This window comes from Novosphingobium sp., assembly GCF_036820275.1.
Classification (GTDB): domain Bacteria; phylum Pseudomonadota; class Alphaproteobacteria; order Sphingomonadales; family Sphingomonadaceae; genus Novosphingobium.
In genome coordinates this window covers 19,234-32,808 of the sequence record NZ_DAISLT010000031.1, presented here as the reverse complement: position 1 = coordinate 32,808, position 13,575 = coordinate 19,234, and the positions used below count along the sequence as shown (strand labels likewise).

Sequence of the window (13,575 nt, the reverse complement as noted above, 5' to 3'; positions counted from 1 at the left end):
CCCTGAGCGGCACGGCTCCAACCTCGGCCAGTGCGGCCACCTCCCTCCTGGATCGACGCGGGCATTCCCTCTCCGCCTGCCAAGTCGTTCTGGCCGCACTGGCCTCCCTGTCCGTTTCCGGGCCCATTCCCACGGCCGCGGCACAAACCATGGAAGAACGCGCCCGCGCCGCCGCCGCAGCCTCCCGGACCAAATCGAGCGAAAGCGACGCGATCACGCGCAACTACCTGACGCCGGGGCTTGCCGGACAGGCGGTCACGACCGTCGATGGTAGCCGCTCGTTCACCCCAAGCCTTGCCTGCCGGAGGACTGCCAGCCTGCTCGAAGTCTTGGTCCAACCTGCCAGTACCGGCGACCTGACGGCGGTCAGCATCGCCCGGGATACCGATCTCGACGGAACCTTCGACAGCCGCTGGCAGCTGCCGGTACCGGTCTCGGGCATCTGCGCCAACGGCGTGATCGCCTGCGATCCCGGGACCTGGAATGCCTGCAAGAGCTACCGCTGGCACGCCGACGCCTCAGGGAGCCTGACGCTGCAATCGGCTGAGCTCGCTGAACTTGCCGGGTGCTATTGCATCAACGGGAGCTGCGGGGCCAATCTGGCCTGGTCCAACATGAGCGGCGTGCTACGCGATCTCGGCGGCGGCATGATCGGCGCGCTGACCACCTCAGATCCGCGCTACGGCGTGACCGAGGCGGTCATCGACGGCCCCTCGATCCGTTATGTCGGGGCGCAGTCCACGGCATGTGCCGCCAGCCCGAGCCTTGCACAACCCGGCTACCGGGCAAATCCCGCGCCGATGGCGTCCGACGCCTATGCCGTGTCTTCGGGCAGTTCTGTCTTCCAGGCACTCGCCGCCTCGCAGGTGGGCACCGGAACTTCGCTTCAGTATCGCCGCTGTTCAGCCGAGCGCACGGTGACCGTGCTCAGCGCCAAACCCGGTGAGATCATCAGCCGGACGTCCGGTGGGTATTCGACGGTCGGCAGCGGTACCTCGCTCGACTTCCTGATGGGCTCCCCTTCAGACAACAGCCTGTCGGCAAGCGGCTGCAAGCTCATCGACTTTCGCATGACGCTGGATGTCCGCGATCCGGCTCGCATCGTGAATGCACGGCTTGCGCGGTGGTTCGCAGACGACTGGGCACAGATCCGGATCGACGGCGAGGTGGTAGCCTCCGGGCCGCAAGCCTGGACCTCCTCGGGATTGCCGCCGGGAAAATGCGAGCAGAAGAAGACCTACACGCAAACTCCGAACCTCGACATCACCTCGCGGCTGACCGCCGGAACCCACGAGATCTGGCTGCACGTTGCCGTGGCCGACGAGGGGGAGGCGTTCGCGCAAATTCATGTCGATGTCGACGACAGCTGCAAGACGGTCGAGCAGCTCGTCGACGGCTGCGCCGTCATTGCAGACGACCCGCAGTGCCGCCTCGACAGCGAGACGGTCGACGGCGTTCAGACCTTCATCAAGGGTGTGGCGACCGGTCTTAAACCCCTGTCCCAGACCCGGCAGCTGGGCGAGCCCGCCTGTCCTGTCGAACTCACCCGGGATTTCTTCCAAAAGGACAGAACCTATCGCTGCACCTCGGTCGAGGCGCCGCTGCCGGACACGAGCCGCGGTGCTTACATCATCGATCATTCGACCGAAGCCCTGCTCGCCGATCGGGCACGCCGGAACGATGGAAGTTTCTCCGAGACCACCCGTCCCTTCTCGCTTCCCGATCGCGGTTCGGTCGCGGCCTGCGAACCGATCTGCAAGACACGGAAAGCCGCCGCCAATGACGGCGTGGCAGCAGACGGCATTGTCGCCGGTCGTCAGAATGTGCCGGTCGGCGAAGAAATCCACTTCCACGCCTGCACCGATGACAACCGGTGCCCGGCAGGCCCCGGCGAGGAGATCGTCTCCGCATGCGGTTGCCTCGACGATTTTCCGGAAGCGGTCGCCATGATGCAGACCGTGCGGCTTGCCGGAGCCGATCTCGTTTGCACGCAGGTCACGCCATGAAGGTGCTGCGTCACTCCGCTCGCACCGCCCCTGGCCTCGCCGGCTTGCTCGCCTGTCTCTTCCTCGCCTTTGCGGTGCCGGTGCCCGTGAGCGCGCAGCAGATCTGCGCGATAGACCTCAACGGAAACGGCGACGCTGCCGACCCCGGCGAGCAGGCCGGTTGCATTGCCGCGACCGATGGCCAGCAACTTTGCCCCATCCAGGCGGCGGACTGTGTGGCCGACGGCACCGGCGGATACACTTGCCCCATCGGCGCGCAATTCGCCTGCCACACCCGTTCGAGCGGCGGGACACCTGCCTGCTCGCCCAATTCCTGCATCGATCTTTCGGCCCATCCCATCGCCGAAGAACCGCCGATCGACGATGCCGGCCCTGAGGCCAATGGCGGCATCGATGCTGACGGCAATTGCATGGGCGAGGTACGAATCTTTTCGGGTCGCGGCATGCGCTGCCGCCCTCCCGGACTTTCGACGACGTTCGCCAACTGCTGCAAGGACAAGGGCAAGATCGTCAAGGACGGCATGGGCTCGTCGATCTCGTCGATCGGCACGAAGATCGCCGTCGCCAAGGGCGTCTTCACCGGCATGAAAGCGGCGTACACCGCCTTCAAGGCAGGTGCGACCGCAGGCCAGGCTGCGAGCGCCGGCGCCAATGCCCTGATCATCGGGCTCGATCCGAGTTCCATCGCCGTGAGCCTCGCGATCAACTTCATGATGGAGTTCCTGCTTTCTGGCTGCGACCAGCAGGACATGGAAGCCGCCATGCTGCGCGCCTCCGGCATGTGCCACGAGATCGGCACTTACTGCACATCGAGCGTGCTCGGCGTCTGCCTGCAAAAGGCGCGCGGGTCCTGCTGCTTCAACACCAAGCTCGGCCGGATCATCCAGGAGCAGGGTCGCCCGCAGCTCAAGGCCTTCAACGCGGATCTCTGGGGTACGGCGAAACAGCCGATGTGCCGTGGCTTCACGCCCGAGGAGTTCCAGGCACTCGATTTCAGCAAGATGGACCTCTCCGAATACTACGCGGAGATCGAAACCCGCGCGCAATCGGAGATCCAGATCGACATGGAGGACAGGGTCGATGCTTACCTCAAGGCCGTCAATCAGTAAGGCCCTGCTCGCAGGCCTGATCGGCCTCGGCGCTGGCGCAGCAGCCCCCGAAAACGGACGCCGGGCGATCGGCGCCGAGGGAGCGGCGGCCATGGACCGGCTCGAGCAAGCCCTGCGAAATGCCAAGGACCTGCCGGACGGGACGCCGTCTCCGCAGCTGCCGCGAGCGGCCACGCCGCCGGAACGACGGCGCGCATTCGAAGGCCTGAGGCAGCGATCCGCAAATCCGGCTATGGAAGCGCGGGCTCGAGCCGCCAATGCCGCCGCCCAGGCCGGTCTCGCCGCCGAGCGCGCCAAGCAGGCGCGGGCCCTGCGCCAGGCGCTGGGGCTGGAGCCCGGAGAAGAACAGGCGCTTGCCAAGGCCGTCCCGGCTGCGCCGAAAGGATGGGTCCCGGTCCTGTTTGCCTCCTCCTCGATGCCGTCTGCGACCTTACGCAGCTATGCCGCGCAGCTCGAACGGGTCCACGGGGTGATCGCCTTTCGCGGCGTTCCCGGCGGGATGAAAAAGATCACCCCGCTGGCGAGGCTCAGCGCCGAGGTCCTGCGCATCGATCCCGGCTGCGAGGGTCCAGCCTGCCGTATGCGCTCGGTGCAGATCGTCGTCGACCCGATCCTGTTCCGTCAGTTCACCGTCAGGCGTGTCCCCGCACTGGTCATGGTGCCAGGCGATCCCACTCTCCCGTACTGCGAGCGCGGTGATGATGAGGCGCCTCCGGTGCGCGGCACAGCCCCGCTCGTTTACGGCGACAGCGCTCTGTCCGGCTTACTCGAGGAATATGCCCGCCTCGGCGGCAAGGAGGAGGTGCGCGATGCACAAGCCCTGCTCAGCAATCCCTGATCCGCTTCGCCGCCTGACCTCGCAGCTGATAGGTACGATCATATATCTTCCACGGCAGGCCGCCGAAGCCCTAAGCCCCCAAGGGCAGGAAGGACCCACAAGCTGGCGCCGGCTGTGCCTCGCGTTGCTGGTGGCCTGCCCTGCGGCACTCGCTGCGGGCATCATGATGCCGCGCATCAACCTTGTGGTGTCGCCTTCGATCGAAGCCTGGGTGCTGACCGAACAACCAGGCCCCATTGCGCGCGGCGACTTCGTTCGCTTCACCCTTAGCCATCCCGTCGCGGGCCCCGCCCCGGTTCCGGTCACCAAGCATGCCTTGTGCCTTCCGGGCGACAAACTGACGACGGTGGAGCGCTCGTCTCCGCTTTCGGCTCATGACCGCGACGGCTGGTACTACTGCAACGGCCGCCTCCTCGGAATAAGCCTGCCCCGCGCCCATAACGGCATGGCGCTTCAGCACATGCATTGGAGCGGGATCGTTCCGCCAGGCATGGCCTATGTCGGCTCCGCGCACCCGCGCGGGTTCGACAGCCGCTACTTCGGCCTGGTTTCCATTAAACGTCTAACGCGCATGGAGCGATTGCTGTGAGCGGCGCCCTGCTCGCGTCCCTTGCTGCCGCCGCAGTGCTGTCCAGCGCCGCGCAGGCTTCGCCAGAATCCAGGACTGCTCCCCCGGACGGTAGGCAAGGCTACTGGTGGTACCAGGCTCCCGAGCCGGAAAGCACAGCGGACGAGGAACCGCTTCCGAAGCCGCGCATCCCGCCGATGGCCGAACTCGCGGCTTGGACCCCGCCCCGGATCCGAAAGCTGATCGAGGACCAGCGCGACTATGCCGCCACGGTTCTGACCGTCGAGGCGGTCGCGGACTTCTGGCGTCTTGAAGACTTTGCCCGGCGCAAGGCACGCGCCTTTGCAGGGCTCACCCAAATCGCCATGCTCCAGCACCCGGAACTCAATGCGAAATCGGCAAATCCGATGGTCGGCGATGCCCGCGCGCAGCTTGCCGCGCAGAAGGACTCGATCCGAAACGCCTATCTGCGCGCGAAGTCGAACGAGTTCGCGCTGGTCATGTTCTCGCGGGTTTCTTGCGGATATTGCCGCGTGCAGTGGCCGATCATCCAGCGCTTCCAAGATGAGACCGGCTGGCAGGTCACACGGATTGATCTCGACGAGCGTCCCGAGGCCGGGTCGCGCTTCGGGGTCGAAGTGACGCCGACCACCATGGTGATCCGCCGCAGCAGCCGGCAGCGCATGATCGTGGCGACTGGGGTCGAGGCCTATCCCACCCTTGCGCAGATGACCTACCAGGCTGTGCGCCTGCTGCGGGGCGATATCCGCCCAGAGCAGTTCATGACCGGCCCTGGCGAGGACGCAGGGTTCTTCGATGCCCTCGGTAACGGTCCGGTCGGCGCGAGCAGTGCCGGTCGTGACGCGACTATCTCGGAAACCAGCATGGGAGGGGACGCGCCATGAGAGCCGAAAAACTGCGGCTTGCCGCGCTCGCATCCGGCGCGGCAACGGCCCTTTACGCCGCCCCGGCAGCCCAAGCTAGCGTCGCCGCCGATCCGCGCAGCGCCGCCATTCATCCGGTCTCCGATCAGCGAGCGATGGCAGAATGGCTTTCAAGGGTTCCGGTAACGCGCGACTTTCCTGACGACTTCGCCCCGACCCTTGCCGGCCATGGTCCCGCTTTCGTGATCGAGATGACGACATCGCCCGGATGCGTTCCCTGCGGCGACCTCTGGTCGAAATTGAGTGGCCTCGCGCGCAGGTACGGCTGGCAGGTCCGCACCCTCGGCCCCGAGCAAGCTGCCGTCCTGTCGGGCCGAATGGGTCTGCCATGGGTCGGATATCCGGTCGCCTGGGTACGGCCGCGGTCAGACCAGGCCAGAGCGATCCCCATTGCGATCGGCACCGATCACACCGCGAACCTCGCGCGCAACCTCTACCTCTCGTCGAAAATGCTCACTGGGGTCAGACCTGCGGTAGCCGTACGCGCGATGGCAAAATTCACCGGCATTGTTGCAAGCCCAGCGCCGGACCGGAAGCCTCGGCCATGACACCGGGGACGCATGCGTTCGCCCTATGCTTGGCCGGCAAGCAGGCGCGCGGCTGCCCACAGCGGCATCACTTCGATCCCGTGGCCGGAGGGATATGCCTCCGTCCCCGGATAGACGATGATCTTGCGCGCAGGGGCAAGGTCTTCCGCCGCGTGATGGAACCCGCGTTCCACCTTGGGGGCGAGACTGCGCTTGAACTCGATGGCCCAGAGTTCGCCGCCCGGCAGCGTGAGCAGAAGATCGATTTCGGCGCCTGCGGCGCTGCGATAGAAGTTCGCAGCCGTTCCTTCAGGTGCGGCCATGATCAGGCTCTCGAGCGCAAACCCTTCCCAGCTCGCACCGGCTACCGGGTGCCCCAGCAGGTCTTCGGGCGTCACGATACCCAGAAGCGCGTGAACGAGACCGCTGTCCCGTACATAGATGCGCGGGGATTTGACGAGGCGCTTCGAGGCATTGCTGTGCCAGGGCTCGAGACGGCGGACCAGAAGCAGGTCGACCATCAGATCGAGATAGCTCGCAACCGTCTTGGAATCGACGCCGAGGCTTCTTGCGAACTCCGATGCGTTGAGCAGGCTGGATTGGTGGTGCGCCAGCATCGTCCAGAACCGGCGCAGCGTCTCGGCGGGAATGCGCGGCCCGAACATCGGGATGTCACGCTCGAGATAGGTGCGGATGAAATCCCGCCGCCACCGCATGCTCAGATGATCGCTGCGGGCCAGGAAGCTGTCGGGAAACCCTCCCCGCAGCCAGAGCTTGTCGCCATCCTGCTTCGGTGCCTCTACAATGCCGAGAGGCCCCATCTCAAGGTAGCTGATGCGCCCGGCAAGGCTTTCACCCGACTGGGCCAGGAGGTCGATCGATGCGGATCCGAGCAGCAGGAAGCGGCCGGCCCTCAGGCCCTTGCGGCGCCCCTGATCGATCAGCCCGCGCAGCGGCTGGAAGATCTCCGGCAGCCGGTGGACCTCGTCGAGAATGACGAGCTTGTCCTCGTGCTGTGCGAGATAGAGTTCGGGCTCCGCGAGCTTGGCGCGGTCGGCCTCGGATTCGAGATCAAGGTAGAGCGCGTCTCGTTCCTCGCCGATGGTTTGAGCAAGCGTGGTCTTGCCGACCTGGCGCGGCCCAAGGAGGGCGACGGCTGGAGCACTGTCCAATCGCTCGACGAGTTCGGCTGCAATCTTCCTCTCAATCATCCTCGCATATTCGGAATACTGATCCAAATTTGCAAGGTTAAAATTCCCGAAGATTTAGGGCTACTTCGCTCGGAGCCTTATCCCACAGGAGGTTTGTCATGCCAATCCCGCGCCTGATCGGATTCGGATTTGTCCTGCTTGCATGCCTGTCACTCCCCGCTCCAGCGCAAGCACAGAGTTGGGCGGAAAGCTGGTTCGACAATGTCACCTATTCCTCACCGGGCAGCTTCGAGGATCAGACGCGTGGCTATCTGACCGCCGGCGGCATGTCGGGGCGCGTAGACGTCCACAACGACTACCTCATGTCGATGAGCCTGCCCAAGGTCCGCGCAGGTTGCGGCGGCATCGACATGTTCCTGGGCGGCATGTCATTCCTCGATCCGGAGTACCTCGTCCAAAAGCTCGAGAGCATCCTTCAAGCCGCCCCCGCCGTGGCTTTCCAATACCTGCTCGAGACCCTTGATGAAAAAATGGGGAACATCATCAGCAAGATGGAGGCCGCGACCAACTTCCTGAACTCGATCCAGGTCAACGATTGCCGGCTTGCCAACCGCATGGTGCAGATCGCCAAGGGCGACGACAACATGTCCGGGATCATCGAGGAAATGACCGGATACCGCTCGGTCAAGCAGGGTTTTGCCAAGAGCTACCAACAGAGCCGCGAGAAGATCGAAGCCAATGCCAACAATCCGACCGAGGATCTGAAGGACGCGCTCGCCAACTGCCCTGCCGAGGTGACCGAGATCTTCCGCACCGGCTCGCTCCTCAGCCACGCTGCTTCGCGCATCGGCGCCGGTGACTGGGCAAGTGTCATGCGGGCGCGCGTCGGCGACGTCTACATGCGCTGGGACACCAACGACAAAGTGCCGCTCTTCACCGCGATCCCGCAGTGTCCGCGCCAGGACACCGATAGTCCGCAGGACTTCCTGACCGGGACTGTGCAGAAGCGGGCGCTCAACGTACCGCCGACCGGCGCTGATTGTAGTCCGGACGGCGGCGGGCGCGGCGCGCTAGCAATGGCCCGCGACCGCATGGAGGCCATTGCCACGAAAGTCCGCACCCGGTCCGCATTGTCGCCCGATGAACGGCAGTTCGTTGCCAATGTGCGGACCTTGCCGGTCTACCGCATGCTGGAATGGGGCGTTCGCCAAGGCGTCGTCGGTTCCGTGATCGCCGACACCGATGAGCTCGTCGCGCTCTCGCTTGCCTACCAGATGCTCAACGATCTCACGCGCACGATCGATTTCGCAGTTAGTAATGCCGAGCGAGGGGCTACGGCGGCTGGCGCCGCAAACAGCACAAGCGCGAATGTCTGCCAGACGCGCATTCTCGCCAAGGGCATCGAACAGCTGCGCGATCTGCGAGAAGAGGCGCTCCGACAGCGCGCTCAGATGCGCCAGAGCTACATGGCCGCACTCTCGGCCGCCAACCTCTCGGCGAACTATGCAGGCCTGCTGCGCGAACGCGACCGTGATGCACGTGATGCAGCGGGCGCTGCCGCCCGCCGCGAGTAGCCGCCGTGCAGCGAACCATGGTCAAGCGCGCCGCCGCCCTTCTCGCCCTGCTACCGACCCTGACGGTCACGCCTGCGGCGGCGATCGATGCGAGCTTCCACACTTACGACGGCTTTGCCGAGACGGTGGATGCGTTCCGCCTCGTCTCGATGATCTTCGGCGACCCCCGCTACGAAACCCTGGTCCTCATCATCGCGACCGCCGGTATCGCGCTTGGCGCCGTTATCGCCAGCGTCCGCGGCTCCGGAATGGGTCTGGTGGCCTTCGGATTTCAGATCCTGTTCGGCGTCGGCGTCTTCGTCGGCCTCATTGCCTCGACCGGAACCGTCCACGTCTATGACCGTGTACGCAATGCCTACCAGGCCGTCGGCGGCGTGCCCAACCTGCTGGTTCTGGTCGGCGGTGCCAGCAACATGATGGAGCGCGCGCTCGTCGAGACGATCGACGACAACACGCTCGATCCCAACGCCAAGCTCGAGTTCGGATCGGGTGGGCACAGCTTCGATCTGTTCCTCAATGCCGTCAGCCCGCGCGGACCGATGACCGACACGTTCCTTGACGCGACGATCAAAGACTACGTGCGTCAGTGCTATCCCGTTGCGAGGGTTTCGCCGGCTTACGGGATCGACGATGACCAGCTGCTGCGAACCAGCACCGACCTGCCCGCTTCATTTGCGGCGATGGCCGGCCCCGCGACCTTCTCGACGATCTACACCGAAAGCAACAAGGGCGGCAGCACCGTCAGCTGCACGGAGGCCTGGGATCACATCGCAGGGCGGCTCTCCGATCCTGCGCTGTTCGACGCCTACAGCAAGCAGGTCTGTGCGCAGACCGGCTATGACACCGCCGATGCCCAGCAGCTCGCGCGCTGCAGGCAGCAGCTGGGCAATCTTGGCCAGATGATGCTCGATCGTCCGCTGACCGCCCAGGCACTGTTCACCCATACGCTGCTGTCACAGAGCGTGGGTGACGTCCTGTTCGAGGACTCACCGGCGGGCGCCGCACGCGCCATGGCCAACAGGGCGATCGGATCGAATGGCCTCGCCACGATGTCGGTCGCCAACGAATGGATGCCGGCGATCCGGGCTGCCGTGTTCGGGATCATGCTGTTCATGATCCCGGTCGCCCTGCTCTTCGTGCTGACGCCCATCAATCTCAGGGTCGCGAGCTTCGCGCTCGGCATGTTCGTTTTCGTCGCGCTCTGGGGCGTAATCGATGCCGGCATCTACCAACTGACGCTCGGCCGGGCGATGGCGAGCCTCGCGGAACTGCGCACCAACAACCTTGCCGCCAATGCCTGGCTATTGGCGCCTTCGGCAGCGATGAAGGCGCTGGCGATCTTCGGCACGTTTCGAACGGCCGCCGCAGGTCTTGCCGGTGCCTTCGTCTTCACCGTCTTCCGCTTCAGCGGCAACGTCTTCTCCGCCTTCACTTCAGGCTCGCTAGGCATCGCCGGTCAGGGGGCGGCCGCAGCGGCCCCGATCGCCACTGCGGAAGGACAGGCTTCCGCGCTCGAGGCCCAGGCCTCAGCGCTTGGAACCGGCTCACGGCGCGGCGCCGCCTCGAGCTTCGGTGATTTCGGCGAGCGAACGACGTTCCACAACAACCGCGCCTTTGGCGAAGCGGGTCATGTGCTTGGCGAAAGCCCGGGCGCACGCGGCTCGACAGCGTTTGCATTCGGCGGGATCGAGGGCGCGCGCCAGCTCGGCAGCTTGGCCCCTGCTCTCTCCGGCAAGAACCTTTCCGATCCTGCCACCACGCGGGCGGTCGAAGCCAATGCTGCGACTGGTGCCATCCACCAGTTCGCCGAAAAGGACGCCTTGCGCGCGATAGGCACGGGCTACTTTGGGGAAGGCAAGGCCGGCGAACAGGCTTTTGCCGGTTTTTCCCAGAACCTCGTGCAGTGGCGGGCTTTCGGCGATCAGCGCGCTTACGGCATGATGATGCAGGCCGCGACGCGCCATTTCGAGCGAAACGGTTACTCCCCGCAGGACGCACAGCTCAAAGCAACCGGCGTCATCGCCGAGGCCCATGCGGACCCGACGTTCGCCAAGCTCATCGCCAATGCCTACGATCAGCATCAGATGCTCGCCAACGATCTGACGGGTGCGCAAATCCAGGTCGGCGCAATGGAAGGGCGCCGCGATCACGCCGGTAACCGCATCGCCGAAACCGAGCGCGGCAATGTCGCGACAGAGCAGGCATGGCGCACCGGTTCGAACCATGGCCAGCGCCAGGCCGCCGGCATGCTCGGCCTCGGCGTGACGGAGACTGCCCGCCGGATCAGCTTCATCAATGCGCTCTCCGGCGAAGCACGCAGTACCGCGATTACCCGGCTTGGCCATTCGACCGGACGCAGCGAAGCGCAGGTGCTGCGGGCTCTGGAGAGCTACAACGCCGCGGTCCAGGTTGGAACCGCTGACGGCGCGAGCGCGGAAGCGGCGCGCGAAGGCACCAGTGTCTATGGCCGCACCCGCGAGACTGCGGGGTATGACTTTGCCGAACGCGCCGGCAAACTGGATGCGCAGCGCGAAGTCGGCCATGACGGCACCCGTAGCTCGGCGCGCATTGGCGAACAGCGCCGCCAGGCCGACAACGAAGGCTTTGCCCAGGGTGCCTATGCTGCCGGCGCATCCGTGCGCGAGGCGGCGCGGCTGGACAGCTTCATCACTACGCTCAGCCAGACCGTCGGAAACCGTGTGGACATGGATGAAGGCGGCGCAGCCGGTGTCGCCGACAGGGCCCGCAATCGCCGTCTGACGAACATCGTCGAGAATGAGCGCCTGTCCCGCATGCAGGGCCTGCTCGCGGCGAACGGCATCCGCCTCACCAAACGGCAAATCGCCATGGACCAGAACGGCGATTTCAGCATGAACCTGACGCCCGGAACCGCAGCCGCGTTCCGAGACGCCGGGCTGATCAACGACAGCCAGTTCGGCGCCATCACCAAAGGAGGGACCGCTCGGCTCAGCCTCGCCGACAACGATATGCTCGTTTCCAGTGCCACGAGCTTCGCGCAATCTGCCCGCTCGGATACGAGCACCCGCTTCGAGGCCGGTAAGCAAGCGGGGCCGGACACGATCGAGCACTTCATGGGCGGCGGCAAAGATGGCAAGGAGATGCTCGCCAACTGGCTGCAAGGCGGCTTCGAAATGGACCGCAAGGGCGAATGGCGCCTCAAGCCGCAGGTTGCCGATACCTTGCAGCGCGATCTACAGGCTGTGATGGTGCAGACGGGATGGCAAAGATCATTGACCCGTGTTGCGGACAAAAGGACGGTGCTCTCGACATCCTGGGGACTCAATGTTGGGGGGAGTGCTTCGAGCCACGAGAGTAGCGGCATCAACAGCAATGAAGAACGCAGCGCCAATAGTCGAACGTCCCGGCAATCCTCCAGCGGCCGGTCCGGTGCTCAACTTGGTATGGACAGCCGCGAAAGTTTCGGCACTGGCGTAACCGCTTCCGGAACACTCGACATCGTCAACTACGATGTCCGTACCGTCATCGCTGCGGCTGAACGCGCCGCTGCCAGAAGCGAGAATCCTGCCACGGTGTTCAGCGACACCTTGTCTGAGCAAGTCTTGGGAAGCTCTGGTCTCAGAAACCACTACCTTGGAAACGCAGCATCCGGAAGGTCGGTATTCGACCCGACTTCTCTGGCGAATAGCTTCGAACAACATTCAGTCCTTGAGACCGGCAGGCTCTCAACCGACATGGTCCGCGGCATCGGTGACGATGACCCGTCATACAGGCGGCGAAAGGATTAGGGCTGTGCCCTATCTGCGTGATCTTTGATTATCTGGTCACGCACTCGATTGCCAATCCAATCCGGGCCCGACGCCGGATCGGTCTCGTCCATGTACCTGGGAACCCGGCCATCTCTCCAGTTTTGGAGATCGAACTCGTCGGTAGCCTCAAGCTCCTCATCGGCGGAACCCGAACTGGATGCCCCCCAAACCATGGAGTCCAGTGCCCGGTATAGTGCGTACGCAAGCACGGCCATGATGCTGTACTGGGCCACCATGAACAGCTTCATGGCGATGTCGTCCAAATCATTTCCAAAGATCAAGGCGGCTCCAATTACCCCCAACGCTCCGATGACGAGCCAGCGCCTCGGGATCGCTGCCAATGCCCCTCTATATGGAGGCGGTGAAGTAATCTGCTTTCCGGCGAGGTTGGATACCGCAGCGCTGGGATGCAACGAAGCTGCTGTCACTTGCGCCTCGTTCCCTACGGATTCCTGCCCGTCTGGAGCCGCTCCAGAAACGTTAAGATTCTGCGCGTCCGTTGCTCCGGTCGGAATGTCAGGACCAAACCGCTCAAGCTCGGCGCAGATGACACCTGGAACCTGATAGCCATAGGCGAACAGATTAAGGCCGTAGTTCGCCGCAACGGATTGCAGTTCACGTTCGAGCCGGTTCACGGGATGGTCGTAATCCTCTGGCGCCTGTCCGTCGAAGCCGAGTTCCTCCGCATAGGCTGTTGCCCGGTGAGTGAGTTTGGCGCACCGGCTTCTGACCCATTTCTCGAGATTTTCAGGTTCAATCCAGGTATCCATCCGTAACGGAAATCGAGATTTGAACTCGTTGAAAATCTCAAGTGCTTCATCCGGAAATTCGAGCTCGCCTTCGCGAACGTCGAGGATGACCTCATCCCGCAGCGTCACGAAAGCTCGGGGCACCTCCAAGCCGTACTCCACGACAAGCTGCAGAGCTTCGCGCAGTGAAATCGCGAACAAACCGGGATGATATGTTCCATCTCGATGCTCGAAGTATACTCGGACAGTTTGCGGCAAATCGATTTCGCCTGACCAAGCGCCGGACGTACGTATCTGTTCGTGCATGAGCGTACTCCTGCT

At 64.2% G+C, this 13,575-nt stretch carries 10 protein-coding genes; 8 read left to right on the top strand and 2 right to left on the bottom strand.

The annotated features are described in order from the left end of the window. Positions 1-149 precede the first annotated feature (149 nt). The 6 genes from V7066_RS20460 to V7066_RS20435 all read left to right on the top strand — a co-directional run bounded on the left by V7066_RS20460 (position 150) and on the right by V7066_RS20435 (position 6,013). Positions 150-2,006: a hypothetical protein gene (locus tag V7066_RS20460; RefSeq protein ID WP_334184827.1), complete on the top strand. Its 1,857-nt coding sequence runs from the start codon at positions 150-152 to the stop codon at positions 2,004-2,006. Further along, entirely contained in the window at positions 2,003-3,115 is a 1,113-nt protein-coding gene (gene traN / locus V7066_RS20455; RefSeq protein ID WP_334184826.1) for a conjugal transfer protein TraN, read from the top strand. Before V7066_RS20460 ends, traN begins: the two co-directional genes overlap by 4 nt. Continuing rightward, on the top strand, positions 3,087-3,953 hold the full coding sequence (locus V7066_RS20450) for a type-F conjugative transfer system pilin assembly protein TrbC (RefSeq protein ID WP_334184825.1): 867 nt from the start codon (positions 3,087-3,089) through the stop codon (positions 3,951-3,953). The genes traN and V7066_RS20450 overlap by 29 nt, the downstream gene beginning before the upstream one ends. Before the next feature lie 130 nt (positions 3,954-4,083). Then, complete coding sequence (locus tag V7066_RS20445) at positions 4,084-4,542, top strand: S26 family signal peptidase (protein WP_334184824.1); 459 nt, start codon at positions 4,084-4,086, stop codon at positions 4,540-4,542. Continuing rightward, positions 4,539-5,426: a conjugal transfer protein TraF gene (locus tag V7066_RS20440; RefSeq protein WP_442947355.1), complete on the top strand. Its 888-nt coding sequence runs from the start codon at positions 4,539-4,541 to the stop codon at positions 5,424-5,426. The genes V7066_RS20445 and V7066_RS20440 overlap by 4 nt, the downstream gene beginning before the upstream one ends. Next, entirely contained in the window at positions 5,423-6,013 is a 591-nt protein-coding gene (locus V7066_RS20435) for a hypothetical protein (protein ID WP_442947354.1), read from the top strand. The genes V7066_RS20440 and V7066_RS20435 overlap by 4 nt, the downstream gene beginning before the upstream one ends. 23 nt (positions 6,014-6,036) lie before the next feature. On the opposite strand, the gene V7066_RS20430 is transcribed toward V7066_RS20435, so the two are convergent. Further along, positions 6,037-7,203 (bottom strand): ATP-binding protein, encoded by a 1,167-nt coding sequence (locus V7066_RS20430; RefSeq protein WP_334184823.1) that lies wholly within the window; start codon positions 7,201-7,203, stop codon positions 6,037-6,039. Between the two features lie 98 nt (positions 7,204-7,301). Here V7066_RS20430 and V7066_RS20425 point away from each other — a divergent pair, with 98 nt between their 5' ends. Both V7066_RS20425 and V7066_RS20420 read left to right on the top strand, forming a co-directional pair. After that, entirely contained in the window at positions 7,302-8,717 is a 1,416-nt protein-coding gene (locus V7066_RS20425; protein ID WP_334184822.1) for a conjugal transfer protein TraH, read from the top strand. A gap of 17 nt (positions 8,718-8,734) precedes the next feature. Beyond that, positions 8,735-12,484 carry a conjugal transfer protein TraG N-terminal domain-containing protein gene (locus V7066_RS20420; RefSeq protein ID WP_334184863.1) on the top strand — a complete coding sequence of 1,250 codons (3,750 nt, stop codon included), beginning with the start codon at positions 8,735-8,737 and terminating at the stop codon, positions 12,482-12,484. Here V7066_RS20420 and V7066_RS20415 read toward each other — a convergent pair. After that, positions 12,481-13,560 carry a hypothetical protein gene (locus V7066_RS20415; protein WP_334184821.1) on the bottom strand — a complete coding sequence of 360 codons (1,080 nt, stop codon included), beginning with the start codon at positions 13,558-13,560 and terminating at the stop codon, positions 12,481-12,483. The genes V7066_RS20420 and V7066_RS20415 overlap by 4 nt on opposite strands. Positions 13,561-13,575: the final 15 nt, after the last annotated feature.